Here is a 22,232-nt window from a genome sequence, read left to right on the forward strand (position 1 = left end):
ACACTGGCGGCACCGCGCGACTGGCGATGCGGCCCCGCCCTGGGGCCTGAGGTGGTGAACCACCGGGAAGCGTGGTCGGAGCCTGCCGCTGCGGGCGCCGGATCCGCCGTTCGCCTGGGCAGCCCTGCGACCGCAACCCCTGCGGCCGGCCCCGGGTACTTCCGCTGTCAAGGACTGCCAACATGTTCGACCGTTCCGTTTCCACCGTCGCCCACATCGATCCGGAGATCTGGGCCGCCATCCAGCGCGAGAACCAGCGCCAGGAAGACCACATCGAGCTGATCGCCTCGGAGAACTACGCGTCTCCCGCAGTGATGGCCGCGCAGGGCTCGCAGCTCACCAACAAGTACGCCGAGGGTTACCCGGGCAAGCGCTACTACGGCGGCTGCGAGAACGTCGACGTGGTCGAGCAGCTCGCCATCGACCGCGCGAAGCAGCTGTTCGGCGCCGAGTTCGCCAACGTGCAGCCGAACTCCGGCTCGCAGGCCAACCAGGGCGTGTTCTTCGGCCTGCTGCAGCCCGGCGACACCATCATGGGCATGAGCCTGGCCGAAGGCGGCCACCTCACGCACGGCATGCCGCTGAACATGAGCGGCAAGTGGTTCAAGGTCGTTTCCTACGGCCTGAACGCCAAGGAAGAGATCGACTACGACGCGATGGAGCGCCTGGCCCACGAGCACAAGCCGAAGCTGATCATCGCCGGCGCATCGGCCTATGCGCTGCGCATCGACTTCGAGCGTTTCGCCAAGGTGGCCAAGGCGATCGGCGCCTACTTCATGGTCGACATGGCGCACTACGCCGGGCTGATCGCCGCGGGTGTGTACCCGAACCCGGTACCTTTCGCCGACGTCGTCACCACGACCACCCACAAGACGCTGCGCGGCCCGCGCGGCGGCCTGATCCTGATGCGCGGCGAGGAGATCGCCAAGAAGATCAACAGCGCGATCTTCCCCGGCATCCAGGGCGGCCCGCTGATGCACGTGATCGCCGGCAAGGCGGTGGCCTTCAAGGAGGCGCTGTCGCCCGAATTCAAGGTCTACCAGCAGCAGGTGGTGAAGAACGCCACCGCGATGGCCGAAACGCTCGTTTCGCGCGGCCTGCGCATCGTCAGCGGGCGCACCGAGAGCCACGTGATGCTGGTCGACCTGCGGCCCAAGGGCCTGACCGGCAAGGAAGCGGAAGCCATCCTCGGCACGGCGCACATGACCTGCAACAAGAACGGCATCCCGAACGACCCGCAGAAGCCGATGGTGACCAGCGGCATCCGCCTGGGCTCGCCGGCGATGACGACGCGCGGCTTCAAGGAAGAGCAGGCCCGGCTGACCGCCAACCTGATCGCCGACGTGCTCGACAAGCCGCACGACGAGGCCAACATCGCCGCCGTGCGCGCCAAGGTGGCGGCGCTGACCAAGGACTTCCCGGTCTACCGCTGACGCGGTTGCCGGCACGGCATGCGCTGCCCCTTCTGCAGCCACGAGGACACCCAGGTCGTCGAGACGCGCGAGTCCGACGAGGGTGACGTGGTGCGTCGGCGGCGGCGCTGCCAGTCCTGCGACAAGCGCTTCACCACCTACGAGCGGGCCGAAATCGCCCTGCCCTCGGTGGTCAAGAAGGACGGCACGCGCGCCGACTTCGAACTCGCCAAGCTGCGCGCCTCGATGGCGCTGGCGCTGCGCAAGCGCCCGGTGAGCGTGGAGCAGATCGACGCCGCAGTCGAGCGCATCCAGGAGAAGCTGCTCAACAGCGGCGCCAAGGAGGTGGCATCCACCCGCCTGGGCGAACTGGTGATGCGCGAGCTCAAGCGCATCGACAAGGTGGCCTACGTGCGCTTCGCTTCCGTCTATCGAAGCTTCGAGGACGTCGACGAGTTCCGCCAGCTGATCCGCGACATTTGAGAGGGATCCCCCGCCCGGGGGAACCCTGCCTGGGCGCCCCGCAGCGGGGCCGGTCCGTTCGCCCCTGTGCGGGACGCGCAAGGCGGCCGCGATTTCTACAGTCCGTGCATCGTTTCCAACGGAGCACGGCATGCAGACACAGCACCCCCAACGCGGACTGACACTCGTCGAGGCCGCCATCGTCGTGGCCATCGTCGCCACGGCCGCCACCGCGGCAGCACCGAGCCTCAGTCGCCTGATCGACCATCGCCGGCTCGAAGCCGGTGCGAGCCAGCTCGCCGCCGATCTGCACCTCGCCCGCAACGAGTCCATCGCACGCAACCGCGTCGTGCGGGTGAGCTGGCAGGCTGCCGCGAACTGCTATGTCGTACACACCGGCGCCGCCGACCAGTGCACTTGTGCGGGTGACGGCAGCGGCCAGTGCACCGCAGGCGCCGCACTGCTGCGCAGCGTGGGCTGGACGGCGGCCGACCGCTTCGCCGTGCAGTCGAACAGTGCCTCGATCGCCTTCGATCCGCAGCACGGCACCGCCACGCCCAGCGCCACCTGGCGCGTCGTCGCCAGCGATGGCCGCGCCATCCACCACGTCGTCAACGTCATGGGCCGGGTGCGCAGCTGCTCGCCCCTGGCCGCCGTGCCCGGCTACCGCGCCTGCTGAAAGGAGACCGATATGCAACACCAGACCATCCACTGCCGCCGCAGCCGCGGATTCACTCTGATCGAGGTGCTGAGCGTGCTGGGCATCGCCAGCATCCTGTCCAGCATCGCCTACCCGAGCTTCCAGGGCAGCCTGCAGAAGGCACGGCGCACCGATGCGCTGGTCGCGCTGACGCAGGTGCAGATCTCGCAGGAGCGCTGGTTCGTCAATCACCGCGGCTATGCCACGCTGGCCCAACTGCGCCTGCCGGCGACAACGAGTGCCGGCCACTACGCGCTGGAGGTGGTCGCAGCGGACGATTCGCGCTACGAGGTGATGGCCCGGGCCAGCGGTGCGCAGGCCCGCGACAGCGAATGCCGCCATCTGAAGCTGGTGGTCGATGGCGCCATGACCACCCGCGCTTCGGGCACCGACGACAGTGTCGCCAACCCGCCGGCAGCGAACCGCCGCTGCTGGGGTCTTTGATCGCAGGCCCGCCATGAAGCAGAACCGGCAACGTGGCCTGTCCCTGGTCGAGCTGATGATCGGCCTGGCCATCGGGCTGTTCATCACCGCTGCGGGCTTCTCGGTGCTCGTCGGCCAATGGCGCGAACACCGCAGCGCCACCGCCGCCATGCGCCTGATGCAGGACCTGCGCAGCGCCAGCGACGTCATCACGCGAGACCTGCGGCGTGCGGGCCACTGGTCCGACCCGAGCGTGGCGATGGCCGCCAGCGCCGCATCCGGCGCCGTCGCAAACCCCTACGCCGCCTTCGCGCCGGCCTCGGCCGCCTCGGACGCCGCACGCTTCGCCTACTCGCGCGACGCAGCTGAGAACCAGCTGCTCGACAGCAACGAGCAGTTCGGCCTTCGCCTGCGCAACGGCGTGATCGAGCTGCTGCTCGGTGCCGGCAACTGGCAGGCGCTGACCGACGCCGGCACGCTGCAGGTCACCGCCTTCAGCGTGTCGCCGAGCACGCAGACGGTGTCGCTGCTCGATCACTGCGCCCGCCCCTGCCCCGCGGGGGCCGCCGCCTGCGACGCGCGGCTCGAGCTGCGCAGCCTGGTCGTGAGCATCACCGCGCGCGCCACCGACGATGCCTCGCTGGTACGCCAGCTCACCAGCCGTGTCCGGATCCGCAACGACGGCGTCATCGGCGCCTGCCCCGCATGAGGATGACCATGAAGCGCCTGACTCTTCGCTTGCGCCAACGCGGCGCGACCACGCTCGCCGTGACCCTGATGCTGCTCGGTGCGATGCTGCTGGTGCTGCTGGCAGCCAACCGCAACACGCTGCTGGAGCTGCGACAGTCGACCAACCAGATGCAGTCGACGGTCGCGTTCGAGGCCGCCGACGCCGGCCTGGAGTGGGCCGCTGCGCTGCTCAACTCGACCGAGCGGATCGGCGCCGACTGCCGGCCTTCGGCGACGGCTGCCGAGACCTTTCGTGAGCGCCACCTGGACATGAGCGTGCCGGCGCTGACGCCACGGCCGCTGCAGCCGGCCTGCCTGCACGGGCCGAACGGCTGGTCCTGCGCCTGCCCCAGCGACGTTCCGGGCGACCTCGGCCCCGCCACCGGCCCGGACGCCGGCGCGGCCTTCGGCCTGCGCTGGGCTGCGGGCCCGCGGCCCGGCGTGCTGCGCGTGGCCGCCACGGGTTGCAGCCATTGGGCGGGCGACTGCCGGCCCGGCGGCGGCGGCCGCGACCCGGCCACGGCACGCCACGAGGCCCTGTTCGCGCTGCAACCGGCCTTGCAAGGGTCTCCCTCCGCAGCCCTGACGGTGCGCAGCGACAGTGCCGATGAGCACGAGTTCTTCGTCGGCCTGTTCGGCCTGTCCCCATCCGCCTGGAAGCGCCAGCCTGCCGTGCACAGGCTCGATTGCCAGGTCGATTGCGCCGCCGCGCTCGCGACCGCAGCGGCTCGCGGCATCACGCTGGTGTCGGTGGCGGGCGATCTGTTGCTTCAAGGCCCGCTGACCCTGGGCACGCCGCAGCGGCCGATGCTGATCGTCACCGACGGCGCAATCCGACTGCAGGGCCGTGTCGAACTGCACGGCGTGCTCTACGGCAACGGTCTTTCATGGGCCGCCCCCGCCGCCGTGGTGCGCGGCGCGCTGATCAGCGAGGGCCCGGCGGCAGGCGACAGCTCGCTCGACCTGGCACTCGACGCCGCCGTTCTCGAGGCCCTTCGCACGCGCCAGGGCAGCTTCGTGCGCCTGCCCGGCAGCTGGCGCGATCTCTGAACCCCCTCCCGAGGAGTCGGCCATGCATTCCATCGCTTCGCGTCGCCAGGGCGGCTTCACCCTGGTCGAGGTGCTCGTCGCCTTTCTCGTGCTGACGCTGGGCCTGCTCGCCGTTATCCGCGTGCAGCCCGCGCTGCGCCAGCATGCCGAGTTGGCGCGCCAGCGCAGCGAGGCCACGCGGCTGGCGCAGCAGGACATCGAGGGCTTGCGCAGTTTCGTGCAGATCGGCATCGCGGGCACCGCCTCGGCGTTCGACGCCATCGTGGCCGCGGCCTACGCCATCGAGCCCGATGCGCTGGGCAGCCCGCGCTACGCCGTCGAGCGGCGCGTCGATGCCGTGAGCATCCCGAACGCGCGCGCGATCGACGTCACCGTGCGCTGGCTCGACCGAGCGGGCGAGCCGCAGCAGGCGAGGCTCACCACGCTGATCGCCGCCAGCGACCCGTCCCTCGCCGCGGCGATCCTGCTGCCGCGCTGATCCTTCAGAATGCGGAGCCGACCACGCCGCCACCGATGACCGCGCCTGACTTCCCCACGCCGATGCACGAGGCCCTGGCCCTGGCCGGGCAGTCGGTCGGCCTGACCGAGCCGAACCCGCGCGTGGGCTGCGTCATCGTCGCGCCCGATGGCCGCGTGATCGGCCGCGGCCGCACTCAGCAGGCCGGCGGGCCGCACGCCGAGGTCATGGCGCTGCGCGATGCCGAGTCACGGCACGAGATCGTGCACGGCGCCACCGCCTACGTGACGCTCGAGCCCTGCGCCCACCACGGCCGCACGCCGCCGTGCTGCGACGCGCTGATCGCCGCACGGCTGGGCCGCGTCGTGATGGCGCTCGAGGATCCGTTCCCGCAAGTCGCCGGCCAGGGTGCGGCGCGGCTGCGTGCCGCCGGTATCGCCGTCGAGGAAGGCCAGCTCGCCGACGAGGCGCGCGAGCTGAACATCGGTTTCTTCTCGCGCGTCGTGCGCGGCCGGCCCTGGGTGCGGCTGAAGGTCGCCGTCTCGCTGGACGGCCGCACGGCGCTGAACAACGGTGTCAGCCAGTGGATCACCGGGCCGGTGGCGCGCACTGACGGCCATGCATACCGGCGCCGCGCCAGCGCCGTGCTCACGGGCGTGGGCACGGTGCACGACGACGACCCGCGGCTGGACGTCCGACTCGTCGAGACACCGCGCCAGCCGCTGCGCGTGGTCGTCGATTCGCGGCTGGAGACGCCGCTCACGGCCCGGTTGCTCGACCCGCCCGGCACGGTGCTCATCTACGCCGCCCAGCCGGACGAGGCGCGCCAGGCCGCGCTTCAGGCGCGTGGCGCCGAGATCGCCTTCGCGCCCGGCGCCGGCGGCAAAGTCGACCTGGCTGCGATGCTGGCCGACCTGGCCCGGCGCGGCGTCAACGAACTGCACGTCGAGGCCGGCCACAAGCTCAACGGCTCGCTGGTGCGCGAAGGGCTGGTCGATGAATATCTCGTCTACATGGCGCCGCGACTGCTGGGCACCGGGCGCGAACTGGCCGCCTTCGGCCCGCTGGAGCGGCTTGAGGACACGCTGGACCTGCGCTACCTGAGCGTCGACCGCATCGGCGACGACCTGCGCCTGATCGCCCGCCCCCCCGGCCGCGAGCGCTTCTGACGCGCACGCGACTGCCGCCAGGCGGCAGCCTGCGACAATGGCGGCATGTTCACCGGCATCATTTCCGGCCTCGGCCGCATCGTCGACGTGCAGGCGCTGGGCGCCGACGCCTCGCATGGCCGCCGCCTGACGATCGAGGCACCGGCCGGCTACCTCGACGACGTGCAGCTCGGCGACAGCATCGCGCTCAACGGCGCCTGCATGACCGTCACGCAGTTCGACCCTCATGCGCGCCAGTTCAGCATCGACATCTCGGCCGAGAGCCTGGACAAGACCGCCGGCCTGGGCGAACCCGGCGCCGTCAACCTCGAGAAGGCGCTGCGGGCGCACGACCGGCTGGGCGGCCACCTCGTCAGCGGCCACGTCGATGGCATCGGCAGCGTCGCAAGCTTCGAACCGGTGGGCGAGTCGTGGGAGCTGCGCATCAGCGCGCCGCCGGCGCTGGCGCGCTTCCTCGCCTACAAGGGCTCGATCACGGTCAACGGCGTGAGCCTGACCGTGAACCGCGTCGTCGACCTGCCCGAATCCTGCGAGTTCAGCATCAACCTGATCCCGCACACGATCGAGAACACGACGCTCGGCCAGTTGCGCGCCGGGCACCGCGTCAACCTCGAGATCGACCTGATCGCCCGCTACGTCGAGCGCATGCTCGGCGGGTCGCTGCCGCGCCACTGAAGCGCCGGCAGATTCCCCGGGGTCGAAGGACCCCGCCACCTACAATTCCGCCATGTCCATTTCACCGATTCCGGAGCTCGTCACCGAGCTCGCCGCGGGCCGCATGGTCATCCTCGTCGACGAGGAAGACCGCGAGAACGAGGGCGACCTGGTGCTCGCCGCCGACCACGTCACGCCCGAGGCCATCAACTTCATGGCGAAGTTCGGCCGCGGGCTGATCTGTCTGACGCTCACGCGCGAGCGCTGCGAGCGGCTGAACCTGGTGCCGATGACTTCGCGCAACGGCCAGAAGACGGGCACCGCATTCACCGTCTCGATCGAGGCGGCCGAGGGCGTGACCACAGGAATCTCCGCGGCCGACCGCGCACGCACCGTGCAGGCCGCCGTGGCGCGACATGCCACCGCGGCCGACCTGGTGCAGCCCGGCCACATCTTCCCGCTGCAGGCACAGGACGGCGGTGTGCTCATGCGCGCCGGCCACACCGAGGCCGGATGCGATCTCGCCGGCATGGCGGGCCTCACGCCCGCCGCCGTGATCTGCGAAGTCATGAAGGACGACGGGACGATGGCGCGCCTGCCGGACCTGATCGAGTTCGCACGCGAGCACAAGCTCAAGATCGGCACCATCGCCGACCTGATCGAGTACCGCAGCCGCAACGAGTCGCTGATCGAGCGCGCCGGCGCGCGCCGGCTGTCCACCGCGCAGGGTGAATTCCAGTGCACTGCGTTCCGCGACCGCACCGGCGGCCTGCACCTGGCGCTCACGCACGGCGCCTGGACGCCGCAGGACGAGGTGCTGGTGCGCGTGCACGAACCGCTGTCGGTGCTCGACCTGCTCGACACCGGGAACTGCGGGCACTCGTGGCCGCTGCCCAAGGCGCTGGCCGCGATCCAGGCCAGCCCGCGCGGCGCGGCGCTGCTGCTGAACTGCGGCGAGGACGTCGCATCGCTGCTGCCGCAAATCGCCGGCCCGCGCGCCGACGCAGTGCCGGCACGCGCCCAGATGGACCTGCGCACCTACGGCGTCGGCGCGCAGATCCTTCGCGAGCTGGGCATCGCGAAGATGCGCCTGCTCGGCAGCCCTCGCCGCATGCCCAGCATGACCGGCTACGGACTCGAAGTCACCGGCTTCGTGTCCGCCAAGGAATGACCATCGAACCGAAAGCCAACCATGCAGGACGCTGACAAGGGCGACAGTGCCGAGCTCGACGGGCGCGACCTGCGCATCGGCATCGTGCAGGCGCGCTTCAATGCCGCGCTGACGGCCAAGCTCGCCGAGAGTTGCCTGGGCGAGCTCAAGCGCCTGGGCGTCCACGAACGCCACATCCGCCACGTCACCGTGCCTGGCGCGCTGGAGGTGCCGCTGGCGCTGAACGCGCTGGCCGAGAGCGACGACTTCGACGCGCTGGTCGCGCTGGGCTGCATCATCCGCGGCGAGACCTACCACTTCGAGCTGGTCGCCAACGAGAGCGGCGCAGGAGTCACGCGGGTCTCGCTCGACCACCACGTGCCGATCGCCAATGCCATCCTCACTGTCGAGAACGAGGCGCAGGCCTGGGCCCGCGCGGAAGACAAGGGCCGCGACGCGGCCCGCGTGGCCATCGAAATGGCCAACCTGCTGGAAGACCTCACGTGACCGAACCGACCACGCCCCCGAAGAAGAAGCCGCGCCCGGCTGGCAACCGGCCGCCGTCGGCGCGCCGGCGCTCGCGCGAGGCCGCGCTGCAGGGCCTGTACGAGTGGCTGCTCGGCGGTGGTGACGCCGGCGTGATCGACGCCCACATGCGCGAGCAGGAAGGCTTCTCCGAAGTCGACGCGGCGCATTTCGACGCGCTCCTGCACGGCTGCATCGCCGAAGCCGCCGACATCGACGCGCTGCTGTCCAAACACGTGGACCGCAAGACCACCGAGCTCTCTCCGGTCGAACATGGCGTGCTGATGATCGGCACCTATGAGCTCAAGCACTGCATCGACGTGCCCTACAAGGTGGCCATCAACGAGGCGGTGGAGCTGGCGAAGAACTTCGGCGGCACCGACGGCCACAAGTACGTCAACGGCGTGCTCGACAAGGCGGCCGCCGACCTGCGTCCCGTCGAGGTGCAGGCCGCCCGCGCGGCGCGGCGCTGAAGCCCATGCGCACGGCGGCACGGCTCGATCACATCGAGCCCTTCTACGTGATGGAGTGCGCCAAGGCGGCGACGGAGCTCGCGCGTTCGCCCGAATGCCGCGAGCGGCCGATGATCTTCCTGAACATCGGCGAGCCCGACTTCACCGCACCGCCCCTGGTGCGCGAGGCCGCCGAGCGCGCGCTGCGGGACGGCCGCACGCAGTACACCGACGCCACCGGGCTGCCGGCGCTTCGCGAGCGCATCAGCGGTTGGTATGCGCAGCGCTTCGGGCTGGACATCGCGCCCTCGCGTATCGTCGTCACCGCCGGCGCCTCGGCGGCGCTGCAGCTGGCCTGCCTGGCGCTCGTCGACACCGGCGACGAGGTGCTGATGCCCGACCCCAGCTACCCCTGCAACCGCCACTTCGTCGCCGCCGCCGACGGCGTGCCGGTGCTGCTGCCCAGTGGCCCCGCGAAGCGCTTCCAGCTCGATGCCGCCGGGGTCGAGGCAGCCTGGACGCCGCGCACCCGTGGCGTGCTGCTGGCCTCGCCCTCCAACCCCACCGGCACTTCGATCGACCCGCAGGAGATGGGCCGCATCGTGGCCGCGGTGCGCGCGCGCGGCGGCTTCACGATGGTCGACGAGATCTACCTCGGCCTGAGCTACGACGAGCGTTTCGGCCACAGCGCGCTCGCGCACGGCGACGACGTGATCTCGATCAACAGCTTCTCGAAGTACTTCTCGATGACCGGCTGGCGGCTGGGCTGGCTGGTGCTGCCCGAGTCACTGGTGCCGGCGATCGAGAAGCTGGCGCAGAACCTGTTCATCTGTGCCTCGAGCATCGCGCAACGCGCCGCATTGGCCTGCTTCGACGTGGAATCGATCGCCGAGTACGAGCGCCGTCGCGGCGAGTTCAAGGCACGCCGCGACTACGTCGTCCCCGCGCTGAACGCCATGGGGCTGACCGTGCCGGTGCCGCCCGACGGCGCCTTCTATGCCTGGGCCGACTGTTCCGCCCATTCGAACAGCAGCTGGGACTTCGTGTTCGACGTGATGCGCCGCGCTCACGTGGCGCTCACGCCGGGGCGCGATTTCGGCCGGCACGGCAGCGAGCGCTGGGTTCGCCTGTCGTATGCGAGTGCGATGCCGCAGCTGCAGGAGGCCATGTCTCGCCTGGACGAACTGCTCGTGCCGCGGGCGTGACACCTGCACACGACAAGTCAAACTTTGGTGAGAGTCTGTTACGAATCACCCCGCCTCGGCCCTATTTCACGCGCCCGCCCCCTGCCCCTGCACTAAGCTCCCGGAGTGACTCCGTCGAGCCCTTCATCGCGGCCCGGTCCGGCTGATTCCGAGCCGGCCGACAACATCCCGCCGACCCTGCCGCCCACCGCGTCCGACATCGCGCCATGGGGCGACACGGACATCGGTGCGCCGCCAGGGCCGGCGGTCGCATTCCCGACCAACACGCCGACGAAGAACGACGACCAGATGCCCACCATCGGGCACATCGGTCGGTATGCGCTGAAGTACAAGATCGGTGCCGGTGGGCTGGGCACCGTCTACGCAGCGCATGACCCGCTGCTGTCGCGTCTGATCGCCATCAAGACGCTGAACCTCGAGATCGCACCTGAAGAGCGCGACGCCTTCAACGCGCTGTTCCTGAACGAAGCGCGCGCGGCCGGCGGCCTGAGCCATCCGCACATCGTCACCGTGTTCGACGCCGGCGTGAGTGACCAGAGCGCCTACATCGCGATGGAGCTGCTCAAGGGCCGCGACCTGCGCCAACTGCGCCAGGAAGGCTGGCGACCCACGCCGATGCAGGCGGCGATGATCGTGCGCCGCGTCGCCGACGCGCTGGCCTATGCGCACAGCAAGGGCGTGGTGCACCGCGACATCAAGCCGGCGAACATCTTCATGGTCGGCCGCACGCAGCCGCGCGTGCTCGATTTCGGCATCGCGCGCATCGCGCACCAGCACGACGGCGCCGGCGACATCGCCGCCGGTTCGCCCTACTACATGGCGCCCGAGCAGGCGCGCCAGCAGACCGTCGACCGCCGCGCCGACGTGTTCTCTCTCGGCGTGGTGTTGTACGAGTTGCTCACCGACCGAAAGCCCTTCCGCGGCAGCACGCTCAGCGAGATCACCACCGCGGTGATCGAGCACAAGCCGCCGCGCGCCGACGAAGTGGAGCCGAACGTGCCCACGGCGCTGGCCGAGATCACGGCGCGCGCGATGGAGAAGGACCCGGAGCATCGCTATCGCTCGGCGCGTGCGCTGTCGCGGGAACTGCGCCATTGGCTCGACGAGAACGGCAACTCGCCCGAGAGCGTGCCCGCCGAGGGCGGCGAAATGCCGCCCGCCGCGCGCCGCAGCCGCCGGGTGACCCTGGCCGCCGGGCTGGCCGTGGGCGTCGGTGCGGTGCTGGTCTGGCTGGCCATGCAAAGCGGTTCGCCGGCCCCGGCCGAGACGATTGCGGCGGCACCGGCCATACCCCGCCCTACCCCGGCCCGACCGGTGACCCCGTCACCGGCTCCCGAGGCGGCGCCCGTGCTGGCCGCCGCGCCGGCCGAAGCCCCCGCCCCGGTCACGGCGCCGGCGGCCGACGCCCCGGCTCCGCCTCCCGAACTCGCCTCGGCCGCGGCACCGACCGTGGCGCCCGCCCGGGCCGCAGCGCCCAAGGCGGCACCGGTCAAGCCCGCCCCGGCCAGGGAAGCCCGGCCCGCGCGCGACACCCGCGTCGCCGCGGCCGCCCCGGCCGCCACCGGCAGCGTGCGCATCGCCGTCAGCCCCTGGGGCAATGTCGAGGTGAATGGCGCCTCGGTGGGCATCACGCCGCCACTGAATGAACTGACCTTGCCGGAAGGCCGGCATCAGGTCACCATCCGCAATGCCGACTTCCCGCCCTTCGTGGCCACCGTGACGGTGGTCCCGGGCCAGTCGGTCAACCTCAGGCACAAGTTCGGATCATGACCCTGCACACCGCGCTGATCGCGCCGCTGCTGGCTGCTGCGCTGGCAGGGCTCGCCGGCTGTGTCCAGGCGCCGATCACTGCCTCGCCCGTCGGACTGCTCGACGTGGCCGAGCGCCCGGCCGAGAAGGCCCTGCTCGCCGGATTGCGCGCCTACGATGACGCGCAGTACCCGCAGGCCGAGAAGCACCTGCAGTCGGCGATCCAGGCCGGACTGGTGTCGTCGCGCGACCGCGCCGCGGCGCACAAGCTGCTCGCCTTCATCTACTGCACCAGCAACCGCATGAACGATTGCGAGGCGCAGTTCCGCGCCGCGCGCACCGCCGACCCGGCGTTTGCGCTGACGAAGTCCGAAGCCGGCCATCCGCTGTGGGGGCCGGTCTACCAGCGGGTGCAGCGATAATCCGCGCTTGAACGCGCCCGACGCCACCACGCCGTTTCGCCACACGCTGCGCGTGTACTGGGAAGACACCGACGCCGGTGGCGTGGTGTTCTACGCCAACTACCTGAAGTTCTTCGAACGTGCGCGCACCGAATGGCTGCGCAGCCTGGGCTTCGGCCAGGAGCGCTTGCGAACCGAAACAGGTGCGATCTTCGTCGTCGCCGATACTTCGGTGCGCTACCTGAGCCCGGCCCGGCTGGACGACCTGATCGAAGTCACCGTGCTGCCTGTCGACCTGGGGCGCGTCTCGATGACCCTGCAGCAGCAGGCCTGGCGCCACGGCGCGGCGCCTGCGCAGCTGCTGGCCGAAGGAAGCATCCGCATCGGCTGCGTCGACGCCGGAACTTTCACCCCCCGCCGCATTCCGAACGGCATCCTCGAAAAACTGCGATGAACCAGGACCTCTCGATCTTCACCCTCGTCACGCAAGCCAGCCTGGTGGTGCAGCTGGTCATGGCCGGCCTGCTGATCGCCTCGCTGGCCAGCTGGACGGTGATCTTCGGCAAGATCTTCGGCCTCAAGCGCGTGCGCGGCGACAACGAGGAGTTCGAACGCGAGTTCTGGGCCGGTCGCAACCTCAACGAGCTGTATGCCGACGCCGCCAAGCGCACCGACGGGGCGCCGATGGAGCGCATCTTCGCCTCCGGCATGCGCGAGTTCCTCAAGCTGCGCGAGCGCCGCGTCGCCGACCCCGGCGCGCTGCTCGACGGCGCGCGCCGCGCGATGCGCGCGAGCTTCCAGCGCGAGGTCGACGCAGTGGAGTCCAACCTGTCCTTCCTCGCTTCGGTGGGCTCGGTGAGCCCCTACGTGGGCCTGTTCGGCACGGTGTGGGGGATCATGCACGCCTTCGTCGGCCTGTCGAACATGCAGCAGGTGACGCTGGCCACCGTCGCCCCCGGCATCGCCGAGGCGCTGGTGGCCACGGCGATCGGCCTGTTCGCGGCCATCCCGGCGGTGATCGCCTACAACCGCTTCGCGCGCGACATCGACCGCATCGCGCTGCAGCTCGAGACCTTCATCGACGAGTTCTCGAACATCCTGCAGCGCAATACCGGCGCCCCGCCCGCCCCGGCCGCGGCCCACGCGCACGCCAGCAGCGGCTTCTCCCACTCGCGCTGAGCCATGCCTGCCGTCGCCTCCCGCGGCTCGCGCCGCCGCACCATCAGCGAGATCAACATGGTGCCCTTCATCGACGTGATGCTGGTGCTGCTGATCATCTTCATGGTCACCGCGCCGCTGATCACGACCGGCGTGATCGACCTGCCCACCGTGGGCAAGGCCAAGCAGCGGCCCGAGCACGTGATCGAGGTGGTGGTGGTCGGCGACGAGGCGCTGAAGATGCGCCTGGACGGCAAGGACACCGACCCCGTCAACCTGAAGTCGCTGGCCGCGCGCGTGAAGCAGGCGCAGGCGGGCGATGCGAATACGCCGGTGGTGATCTCCGCCGACAAGGCGGTGAAGTACGAGTCCGTCGTCAAGGTGATGGACACATTGCAGCGCTCCGGCGTACAGCGCGTGGGCCTGTCGGTGAAGAGCGGCGGAGCCTGATCGAACGATGACCGCCGCCACGCTGACCCGTGACGCGCTGATTCCGCGCAACCCCGACGGCCTGGGCCGTGGGCTCGGCCTGGCGCTGCTGGCGCACGCGTTGCTGTTGGTGGCGCTGGCCTTCAGCGTCAACTGGCGCTCGAGCAATCCGGCCGGCGTCGAGGCCGAGCTGTGGGCCGCCGTGCCGCAGATTGCCGCGCCGCGGGCGGTCGAACCCGAGCCCACGCCGCAGCCCCAGCCGAAGAAGGTGGAACCGCCTCCGCCGCCGCCCAAGGTCGAGCCGGTGCAGAAGGTGCCCGACGCCCAGATCGCCATCGAGAAGGCCAAGCGCGAGGAAGAGAAGCGCAAGGAAGAGGCGAGGCGCGAAGAACAGCAGCGCCAGAAGGACGAGGCGCTGCGCAAGCAGGCCGAGCTCGACAAGAAGAAGAAGGAAGCCGCGGAGCAGCAGAAGCGCGCCGTGGCCGAAGCCGCCGCCGCCGAGAAGCGCCGCGAAGACCAGCTCAAGCGCCTGGCGGGCATCGCCGGCGCGACGGGCGAGCCCAACTCCACTGGCACCGCCGCGCGCACCGCCGGGCCGTCGGCCACCTACGCCGGGCGCATCAAGGCGCGCATCATGCCCAACATCGTGTTCGGCGACACCATCACCGGCAACCCGCAGGCCACCGTCGAGGTCAAGGCGGGGCCTGATGGCACCATCATCGGCCGCCGCCTGCTCAAGAGCAGTGGCGTGCCGGCCTGGGACGAGGCCGTGCTGCGCGCCATCGACAAGACCGAGGTGCTGCCGCGCGACACCGACGGGCGCGTGCCGCCCGCCTTCGAGATCAGCTTCAGGCCCCACGAGTAGATTCGGGCCGCCCCAACGAAAACGCGGCGCCTCGGCGCCGCGTTTCGTTGCGAGCCGCAGCCTCAGTTGACCTGCGAGAGCTGGTCCAGGATGGCCGGGTTCTCCAAGGTGGACGTGTCCTGCGTGATCGTCTCGCCCTTGGCCACCGAGCGCAGCAGGCGGCGCATGATCTTGCCCGAGCGGGTCTTCGGCAGGTTGTCGCCGAAGCGGATGTCCTTGGGCTTGGCGATCGGGCCAATCTCCTTGCCGACCCAGTCACGCAGTTCCTTGGCGATGCGCTTGGCTTCCTCGCCGGTCGGGCGCGGGCGCTTCAGCACCACGAAGGCGCAGATCGCCTCGCCGGTGGTGTCGTCCGGACGGCCGACCACGGCAGCCTCGGCCACCAGTTCGGTGTGCGAGACCAGCGCCGACTCGATCTCCATCGTGCCCATGCGGTGGCCCGAGACGTTCAGCACGTCGTCGATGCGGCCGGTGATGGTGAAGTACCCGGTCTTCTCGTCGCGGATCGCACCGTCGCCGGCGAGGTAGTACTTGCCCTTGAAGTCTTCCGGGTAGTAGCTCTTCTTGTAGCGCTCCGGGTCACCCCAGATGGTGCGGATCATGCTCGGCCACGGGCGCTTGACGACCAGGATGCCACCCTGGCCCCAGGGCACGTCCTTGCCGGTCTCGTCGACCACCGCGGCCATGATGCCCGGGAAGGGCAGCGTGCAGGAGCCCGGCACCAGCGTGGTGGCGCCCGGCAGCGGCGTGATCATGTGGCCGCCGGTCTCGGTCTGCCAGAAGGTGTCGACGATCGGGCAGCGGCCGCCGCCCACGTGCTTGTGATACCACTCCCAGGCGGCCGGGTTGATCGGCTCGCCCACCGAGCCGAGGATGCGCAGGCTCGTCAGGTCGTAGCTCTTCGGGTGCACCGCGGCGTTGGCCTCCGCGGCCTTGATCAGCGAGCGGATCGCCGTCGGCGCGGTGTAGAAGATCGTGACCTTGTGGTCCTGGATCATCTTCCAGAAGCGGCCGGCATCCGGGTAGGTGGGCACGCCCTCGAAGACGATCTCGGTGCCGCCCAGCGCCAGCGGGCCGTAGGCGATGTAGGTGTGGCCGGTGACCCAGCCGATGTCGGCGGTGCACCAGAAGATGTCGTTGTCCTTCAGATCGAAGGTCCACTTGGTGGTGAGCGCCGCATGCAGCAGGTAGCCGCCGGTGCTGTGCTGCACGCCCTTGGGCTTGCCCGTCGAGCCCGAGGTATAGAGCAGGAACAGCGGGTGCTCGGCACCCACCCACTCCGGCTCGCAGGTGGTGCTCTGGCCGGCCACGACCTCGTGCAGCCACTGGTCGCGCGGCGCGTTCCAGGCGATGTTGCCGCCGGTGCGCTTGTAGACGATGACGTTCTTGATGGCGTCGCAGCCGCCCAGCGCGAGCGCCTCGTCGACGATGGACTTCAGCGGCAGCTGCTTGCCGCCGCGCAGCTGCTCGTCGGCGGTGATCACGGCCACGGCACCGGCATCCTCGATGCGGTCGCGAAGCGATTGCGCCGAGAAGCCGCCGAACACCACCGAGTGCGTCGCGCCGATGCGCGCGCAGGCCTGCATCGCGACCACGCCCTCGACGCTCATCGACATGTAGATGACGACGCGATCGCCCTTCTTGATGCCGCGCGCCTTCAGCGCGTTGGCGAGCTGGCAGGTCTGCGCCAGCAGCGACTTGTACGTGACCTTGGTGACCTTGCCGTCATCGGCCTCGAAGATGATGGCGGTCTTGTCGCCCAGGCCCTTTTCGACGTTGCGGTCCAGGCAGTTGTAGGAGACGTTGAGCTGGCCGTCCTCGAACCACTTGAAGAACGGCGCATTGCTCTCGTCGAGCACCTTGGTGAAGGGCTTCTTCCAGCTGACAAGCTCGCGGGCCTGGCGGGCCCAGAAGCCTTCGTAGTCGGACTCGGCCTCGGCGCACAGCTTGTTGTACGCCTCGATGCCGGAGACGTGGGCGCCCTTGATGGCGGATTCCGGCGGCGGATACAGGTTGCTGGTGCTCATGAGGTCTCCTGGATGTGATGGTTGAAGCTTTCCCGGGACATTAGGCAGATGCTCTTACGAAGGCCTGACGCCCCACCCCGTCTGTCATGCTACGCAGCCTAGAATCCTGCGCCAACACGAGAGTAACCCGAAGCGATCACCCCATGTCCGCACCCGATACCCCGCCGACCTTCACCCCCCAGCGGCCTTTGCCCCGGCTGATCTTCGCCAGCCGCTGGCTGCAGCTGCCGCTGTACCTGGGGCTGATCCTCGCCCAGGGTGTCTACGTTTTCCATTTCTGGGTGGAGCTGGTGCACCTGATCGAGGCCGCCTTCGGCAATGCCGGCGCGCTGGAAAAGCTGGTCTCGAGCATCGGCTACAAGAGCGACGTGGCGCCGACCGCGCTGAACGAGACGATCATCATGCTGGTCGTGCTGGCGCTGATCGACGTGGTGATGATCTCCAACCTGCTGATCATGGTGATCGTGGGCGGCTACGAGACCTTCGTGTCGCGGCTCGACCTCGAAGGCCACCCTGACCAGCCGGAGTGGCTCAGCCACGTCAACGCCTCGGTGCTGAAGGTCAAGCTGGCCACCGCCATCATCGGCATCAGCTCGATCCACCTGCTCAAGACCTTCATCAATGCCGCCAACTACACCGACAAGGTGCTGCTGTGGCAGACGACCATCCACGTCGCCTTCCTGCTCTCGGCGATGGCCATCGCGATGACCGACCGGCTGCTGATCAGCCCGGCGAAGGATCACTGAGCGCGCCGCGCCGCGGCGCGGACAGCATCAGCGCCACGGCGAGCAGCGCCGACAGCATCGAGCCGCCGAGCACGCCGATCTTCAGCTGCGTCTCGTAGATCGCATCCTGGCCCTCGAAGGCCAGGCCGCCGATGAACAGGCTCATCGTGAAGCCGACGCCGCACAGCACGCACACGGCGAAGAACTGGCGCATCGACGCCCCGGCCGGAAAGCTCGCCCCGGCAAGCTTGACGATCAGCCACGAGGCGCCGAACACGCCGATCGCCTTGCCGACGATCAGGCCGGCAGCGATGCCCAGCGGCACCGACTGGGTCAATGTCGACGCCGTCACGCCCTCGAGCGACACGCCCGCGTTGACGAAGGCAAACACCGGCAGCACCAGGAAGGCGACCCAGGGGTGCAGCGCGTGCTCGGTGTCCTCGACCGGCGAGCCGCCGTCCGGGCGGCGCATCGGCACCGCCAGCGCGGTGATCACGCCGGCCAGCGTCGCATGAACGCCCGACTTGAGCACGCAGAACCAGACGACCAGGCCCACCAGCACGTAGGGAGCGAGGTTCGTGACCCGCGCGCGGTTCAGTGCGAACAGCACCGCGATGCCGGCGCCGGCGGCGGCCAGCATCGTGGCCGACAGGTTGTCGGTATAGAACAGGGCGATCACGATGATCGCCCCCAGGTCGTCGATGATCGCCACCGCCGTCAGGAACACCTTCAGCGAGGTTGGCACGCGCGAGCCCAGCAGCATCAGGATGCCCAGCGCGAAGGCGATGTCGGTGGCGGTCGGGATGGCCCAGCCGCGCAGCGCCACCTCGTTGCCCCAGTTGATGGCCACGTAGATCAGCGCCGGCACCAGCATCCCGCCCAGGGCCGCACCGGCGGGCAGCACGGACTGCTTCAGCGACGCCAGTTCGCCCTCCAGCATCTCTCGCTTGATCTCGAGGCCGACGAGGAAGAAGAACACGGCCATCCACAGGTCGTTGACCCACAGCAGCAACGGCTTGGACAGCAGCACCGCGCCGCCGAGCTTCAGCTCCAGCCGCAGGTGGACGAAGGATTCGTACCAGGTGCCCAGCGGCGAATTGGCCACGATCAGCGCGGCCAATGCCGCCAGGCCGAGCACCACGCCGCCGGCCGATTCGGACTGGATGAAACGTCGGATTCCCGTCAGCAAGGTGTCGCCCTCGTTCAGTAAACTCGACCGCATTGTTCCCGAGTTCGAAATCCCCTCCCGGACGCCCGCCATGACCACCACCATCCGATACGCCGACCTCGTCGACAGCGTCGCCGCGGCCCTGCAGTACATCAGCTACTACCACCCGGCAGACTTCATCGAGCATCTGGCGCGCGCCTATGCGCAGGAACAGAGCCCGGCGGCGAAGGACGCTATTGCGCAGATCCTGACCAACTCGAAGATGTGCGCCGAGGGCCGCCGCCCGATCTGCCAGGACACCGGCATCGTCAACGTGTTCCTGAAGATCGGCATGGACGTGCGCTTCGAGGGCTTTTCCGGCTCGATCGAAGACGCCATCAACGAAGGCGTCCGCCGCGGCTACAACGACCCCGAGAACACGCTGCGCGCGTCGATCGTGGCCGACCCGCAGTTCGATCGCAAGAACACCAAGGACAACACGCCCGCCGTCGTGCACATGAGCGTGGTGCCAGGCAACACGGTGGACGTGCAGGTCGCGGCCAAGGGCGGCGGCAGCGAGAACAAGAGCAAGTTCGTCATGCTCAACCCGAGCGACAGCCTGGTCGACTGGGTGATGAAGACCGTGCCGACCATGGGCGCCGGCTGGTGCCCGCCGGGCATGCTGGGCATCGGCATCGGCGGCACCGCCGAGAAGGCCATGCTGATGGCCAAGGAGGTGCTGATGGACCCGATCGACATGTTCGATCTGAAGAAGCGCGGCCCGCAGAACAAGACCGAGGAGCTGCGCATCGAGCTGTGCGACAAGGTCAACGCGCTGGGCATCGGCGCGCAAGGGCTGGGCGGCCTGACCACCGTGCTCGACGTGAAGATCGCCATGTACCCGACGCACGCGGCGAGCAAGCCGGTGGCGATGATCCCGAACTGCGCGGCCACGCGCCACGCGCACTTCGTGCTCGACGGCTCCGGCCCGGCCTACATCGACCCGCCGAGCCTGGACCTGTGGCCCGACGTGCACTGGCAGCCCGACTACAACAAGAGCAAGAAGGTCAACCTCGACACGCTGACCAGGGAGCAGGTGGCCAGCTGGAAACCGGGCGACACGCTGCTGCTGTCCGGCAAGATGCTCACCGGCCGCGATGCCGCGCACAAGCGCATCCAGGACATGCTGGCCAAGGGCGAGAAGCTGCCGGTGGACTTCACCAACCGCGTCATCTACTACGTCGGCCCGGTCGACCCGGTGCGCGACGAGGTCGTCGGCCCGGCCGGCCCGACCACCGCCACGCGCATGGACAAGTTCACCGAGATGATGCTGGCGCAAACCGGCCTGTTCGCGATGGTCGGCAAGGCCGAGCGCGGCCCGGTGGCCATCGAGGCGATCCGCAAGCACAAGAGTGCCTACCTGATGGCGGTGGGCGGCGCGGCCTACCTCGTCGCCAAGGCGATCAAGAAGTCGCGCGTGGCCGGCTTTGCCGACCTGGGCATGGAAGCGATCTACGAGTTCGAGATCCAGGACATGCCGGTGACGGTCGCCGTGGACGCCCTGGGCACCAGCGTGCACGACACCGGCCCGAAGGAGTGGCAGGCGAAGATCGGCAAGATCCCGGTCGCGGTGGCCTGATCAGGGCGCCATCGCGCGGGCGCGCTCCAGCAGCAGCTCGCGCTCGCGCTCGTTGCGCGCCAGCGCGGCGGCGCGCTCGAACTCGGCACGCGCCTCCTCGCGGCGGCCGAGCTTGACGAGCAGGTCGGCGCGCACGCTGGGCAGCCACTGGTACTGCTTCAGCGAGGGCTCGTCGGCCAGTGTTTCCACCAACTGCAGCGCGGCCGCTGGCCCGAAAGCCATGCCCACCGCCACTGCGCGGTTGAGCTCGACCACCGGCGAGGGGGAGACCTGCGCCAGCGCGTCGTACAGCGCCACGATGCGCGGCCAGTCGGTCTCGTCGGGCGTGCCGGCGCGCGCATGGCAGGCGGCGATGCCGGCCTGCAGCGCGTAGGGCCCGAGCGGGCCGCCGGCTTGCACGCACAACGCCTCGGCACGTTCCAGCGCGAGCAGGCCGCGGCGGATCAGCAGCCGGTCCCAGCGGCCGCGGTTCTGGTCCATCAGCAGCACCGGTCGGCCCTGCGCATCGACTCGCGCCGCGACGCGCGAGGCTTGCAGTTCCATCAACGCCACGAGGCCGTGCACCTCGGGCTCCGGCGGCACCAGCTCGGCCAGCACGCGGCCCAGGCGCAGCGCCTCGCCGGTCAGCGCCGGGCGCATCCAGTCGGCGCCCGAGGTGGCGGTGTAGCCTTCGTTGAAGATCAGGTAGATCACCTCGAGCACCGAGGCCAGGCGCTCGCCCAGCGCCGGACCGCGCGGCACTTCGAAGGGCACGCGCGCCGCCGACAACGTGCGCTTGGCGCGCACGATGCGCTGCGCGACAGTGGGCTCGGCGACCAGGAAGGCGCGCGCGATCTCCTCGGTCGACAGGCCGCCGAGCAGCTTGAGCGTCAGCGCCAGCCGTGCCTCGGTGCCGAGCACCGGGTGGCAGGCGGTGAAGATCAGGCGCAGCAGGTCGTCGCCGATCTCGTCCTCGCGCGCGGCGTCGAGCGCATCGACGAAGTCGGGCACCACCAGCGCCTGCTGCGCCTCGAGGTCGGCGCCGATCTCGTCGAGCTTCTCGCCCAGGCGCTTGTCGCGGCGCAGCCTGTCGAGCGCGCGGTGCTTCGCGGTGGTCATCAGCCAGGCCCCCGGGTTGTCGGGCACACCGTCGCGCGGCCAGTGCTCCAGCGCGGCGATCAGCGCGTCCTGCGCCAGCTCCTCGGCCAGGCCGATGTCGCGCACCATTCGCGCGACGCTGGCGACGATGCGCGCCGACTCGATGCGCCAGACGGCATCGATCGCACGGTGCGTTGCCTCGGCGCTCATGCCTTGCCGGCCAGGTCGGGCGCGAAATCCGCCAGCTCGTACAGGCGTCGCACCTCGATCTCGCAGTCGATGCCGGCCGGGAACGGCCGCGGAAAGCGCCGCGACCACTCCATGGCCTCGTCCGGCGAGCGCACCTGGATCACCGTGTAGCCGGCGATCAGCTCCTTGGTCTCGGCGAAGGGGCCGTCGACCACCACGGGCTTGCCGTGGCCGTGGCGCACGCGCCAGCCCCGGGCGCTGGGCTGCAGTCCGGCGGCATCGAGCAGCACGCCGGCCTTGGCCAGATCCTCGTGGAAGGCCGCCATGTCGGCCATCAGGCCGGGGTCTTCGGGGATGATGCCGGCCTCGGACATGGCCGTCGCCCGCACGATGATCATGTAGCGCATGCCGGTACTCCTCGCGTCGATGGCAAGGCTC

At 69.8% G+C, this 22,232-nt stretch carries 25 protein-coding genes and 1 riboswitch; of the genes, 21 read left to right on the forward strand and 4 right to left on the reverse strand.

The features are described 5' to 3' along the window. Positions 1-6: 6 nt before the first annotated feature. Positions 7-127, forward strand: a riboswitch (ZMP/ZTP riboswitch). Positions 128-182: 55 nt separating this feature from the next. The 19 genes from glyA (at position 183) to tolA (ending at position 14,990) form a co-directional block, all read left to right on the forward strand. After that, on the forward strand, positions 183-1,433 hold the full coding sequence (gene glyA, locus HZ992_RS13730; RefSeq protein WP_209382410.1) for a serine hydroxymethyltransferase: 1,251 nt from the start codon (positions 183-185) through the stop codon (positions 1,431-1,433). A gap of 18 nt (positions 1,434-1,451) precedes the next feature. Then, positions 1,452-1,895 carry a transcriptional regulator NrdR gene (nrdR, locus tag HZ992_RS13735; protein ID WP_209382411.1) on the forward strand — a complete coding sequence of 148 codons (444 nt, stop codon included), beginning with the start codon at positions 1,452-1,454 and terminating at the stop codon, positions 1,893-1,895. A gap of 130 nt (positions 1,896-2,025) precedes the next feature. Then, positions 2,026-2,553 carry a GspH/FimT family pseudopilin gene (locus HZ992_RS13740; protein ID WP_209382412.1) on the forward strand — a complete coding sequence of 176 codons (528 nt, stop codon included), beginning with the start codon at positions 2,026-2,028 and terminating at the stop codon, positions 2,551-2,553. 12 nt (positions 2,554-2,565) lie between these two features. Beyond that, complete coding sequence (locus HZ992_RS13745; protein ID WP_209382413.1) at positions 2,566-3,018, forward strand: type IV pilin protein; 453 nt, start codon at positions 2,566-2,568, stop codon at positions 3,016-3,018. 13 nt (positions 3,019-3,031) lie between these two features. Continuing rightward, positions 3,032-3,706 carry a prepilin-type N-terminal cleavage/methylation domain-containing protein gene (locus HZ992_RS13750; RefSeq protein WP_209382414.1) on the forward strand — a complete coding sequence of 225 codons (675 nt, stop codon included), beginning with the start codon at positions 3,032-3,034 and terminating at the stop codon, positions 3,704-3,706. 8 nt (positions 3,707-3,714) lie between these two features. Next, positions 3,715-4,776 carry a PilX N-terminal domain-containing pilus assembly protein gene (locus HZ992_RS13755; RefSeq protein WP_209382415.1) on the forward strand — a complete coding sequence of 354 codons (1,062 nt, stop codon included), beginning with the start codon at positions 3,715-3,717 and terminating at the stop codon, positions 4,774-4,776. A 22-nt stretch (positions 4,777-4,798) separates the two neighbouring features. After that, positions 4,799-5,254 (forward strand): type IV pilus modification PilV family protein, encoded by a 456-nt coding sequence (locus HZ992_RS13760; RefSeq protein WP_209382416.1) that lies wholly within the window; start codon positions 4,799-4,801, stop codon positions 5,252-5,254. Positions 5,255-5,289: 35 nt separating this feature from the next. Next, on the forward strand, positions 5,290-6,402 hold the full coding sequence (gene ribD, locus HZ992_RS13765) for a bifunctional diaminohydroxyphosphoribosylaminopyrimidine deaminase/5-amino-6-(5-phosphoribosylamino)uracil reductase RibD (protein ID WP_245213017.1): 1,113 nt from the start codon (positions 5,290-5,292) through the stop codon (positions 6,400-6,402). A 45-nt stretch (positions 6,403-6,447) separates the two neighbouring features. Then, complete coding sequence (locus HZ992_RS13770) at positions 6,448-7,077, forward strand: riboflavin synthase (RefSeq protein WP_209382417.1); 630 nt, start codon at positions 6,448-6,450, stop codon at positions 7,075-7,077. A 52-nt stretch (positions 7,078-7,129) separates the two neighbouring features. Next, positions 7,130-8,227 carry a bifunctional 3,4-dihydroxy-2-butanone-4-phosphate synthase/GTP cyclohydrolase II gene (ribBA, locus tag HZ992_RS13775; protein WP_209382418.1) on the forward strand — a complete coding sequence of 366 codons (1,098 nt, stop codon included), beginning with the start codon at positions 7,130-7,132 and terminating at the stop codon, positions 8,225-8,227. A 21-nt stretch (positions 8,228-8,248) separates the two neighbouring features. Next, the gene (ribH, locus tag HZ992_RS13780; RefSeq protein WP_209382419.1) at positions 8,249-8,713 is read left to right on the forward strand and encodes a 6,7-dimethyl-8-ribityllumazine synthase; all 465 of its coding nucleotides are present in this window, start codon (positions 8,249-8,251) and stop codon (positions 8,711-8,713) included. Next, on the forward strand, positions 8,710-9,204 hold the full coding sequence (gene nusB, locus HZ992_RS13785; RefSeq protein WP_209382420.1) for a transcription antitermination factor NusB: 495 nt from the start codon (positions 8,710-8,712) through the stop codon (positions 9,202-9,204). The genes ribH and nusB overlap by 4 nt, the downstream gene beginning before the upstream one ends. A gap of 5 nt (positions 9,205-9,209) precedes the next feature. After that, entirely contained in the window at positions 9,210-10,388 is a 1,179-nt protein-coding gene (locus HZ992_RS13790) for a pyridoxal phosphate-dependent aminotransferase (RefSeq protein WP_209382421.1), read from the forward strand. A gap of 105 nt (positions 10,389-10,493) precedes the next feature. Further along, a complete protein-coding gene (locus HZ992_RS13795; protein ID WP_245213018.1) occupies positions 10,494-12,158 on the forward strand; it encodes a serine/threonine-protein kinase in 1,665 nt (554 codons plus the stop codon). After that, positions 12,155-12,559 (forward strand): TssQ family T6SS-associated lipoprotein, encoded by a 405-nt coding sequence (locus HZ992_RS13800; RefSeq protein ID WP_209382422.1) that lies wholly within the window; start codon positions 12,155-12,157, stop codon positions 12,557-12,559. The genes HZ992_RS13795 and HZ992_RS13800 overlap by 4 nt, the downstream gene beginning before the upstream one ends. Before the next feature lie 7 nt (positions 12,560-12,566). Continuing rightward, positions 12,567-12,992 carry a tol-pal system-associated acyl-CoA thioesterase gene (gene ybgC, locus HZ992_RS13805; protein WP_209382423.1) on the forward strand — a complete coding sequence of 142 codons (426 nt, stop codon included), beginning with the start codon at positions 12,567-12,569 and terminating at the stop codon, positions 12,990-12,992. Then, positions 12,989-13,717, forward strand: coding sequence for a protein TolQ (gene tolQ / locus HZ992_RS13810; RefSeq protein WP_209382424.1), 729 nt, complete (start codon positions 12,989-12,991; stop codon positions 13,715-13,717). The genes ybgC and tolQ overlap by 4 nt, the downstream gene beginning before the upstream one ends. A gap of 3 nt (positions 13,718-13,720) precedes the next feature. Further along, positions 13,721-14,146 (forward strand): protein TolR, encoded by a 426-nt coding sequence (gene tolR, locus HZ992_RS13815; protein WP_209382425.1) that lies wholly within the window; start codon positions 13,721-13,723, stop codon positions 14,144-14,146. Between the two features lie 7 nt (positions 14,147-14,153). Continuing rightward, entirely contained in the window at positions 14,154-14,990 is an 837-nt protein-coding gene (tolA, locus tag HZ992_RS13820; RefSeq protein ID WP_209382426.1) for a cell envelope integrity protein TolA, read from the forward strand. Between the two features lie 62 nt (positions 14,991-15,052). Here the strand turns inward: tolA and acs are convergent, their stop codons facing one another. Continuing rightward, entirely contained in the window at positions 15,053-17,017 is a 1,965-nt protein-coding gene (gene acs / locus HZ992_RS13825) for an acetate--CoA ligase (RefSeq protein ID WP_209382427.1), read from the reverse strand. Between the two features lie 143 nt (positions 17,018-17,160). Here acs and HZ992_RS13830 point away from each other — a divergent pair, with 143 nt between their 5' ends. Beyond that, entirely contained in the window at positions 17,161-17,763 is a 603-nt protein-coding gene (locus tag HZ992_RS13830) for a TIGR00645 family protein (RefSeq protein ID WP_209382428.1), read from the forward strand. On the opposite strand, the gene nhaA is transcribed toward HZ992_RS13830, so the two are convergent. Further along, entirely contained in the window at positions 17,741-18,931 is a 1,191-nt protein-coding gene (gene nhaA / locus HZ992_RS13835; protein WP_245213019.1) for a Na+/H+ antiporter NhaA, read from the reverse strand. The genes HZ992_RS13830 and nhaA overlap by 23 nt on opposite strands. Before the next feature lie 70 nt (positions 18,932-19,001). Here nhaA and HZ992_RS13840 point away from each other — a divergent pair, with 70 nt between their 5' ends. Further along, positions 19,002-20,528: a fumarate hydratase gene (locus HZ992_RS13840; protein ID WP_209382429.1), complete on the forward strand. Its 1,527-nt coding sequence runs from the start codon at positions 19,002-19,004 to the stop codon at positions 20,526-20,528. On the opposite strand, the gene HZ992_RS13845 is transcribed toward HZ992_RS13840, so the two are convergent. Then, positions 20,529-21,815, reverse strand: a complete 1,287-nt coding sequence (locus HZ992_RS13845) for an RNA polymerase sigma factor (protein WP_209382430.1) — start codon at positions 21,813-21,815, stop codon at positions 20,529-20,531. Continuing rightward, positions 21,812-22,201: a YciI family protein gene (locus tag HZ992_RS13850; RefSeq protein ID WP_209382431.1), complete on the reverse strand. Its 390-nt coding sequence runs from the start codon at positions 22,199-22,201 to the stop codon at positions 21,812-21,814. Before HZ992_RS13850 ends, HZ992_RS13845 begins: the two co-directional genes overlap by 4 nt. Between the last annotated feature and the right edge of the window lie 31 nt (positions 22,202-22,232).

Source organism: Rhizobacter sp. AJA081-3 (assembly GCF_017795745.1).
Lineage (GTDB): Bacteria > Pseudomonadota > Gammaproteobacteria > Burkholderiales > Burkholderiaceae_C > Piscinibacter.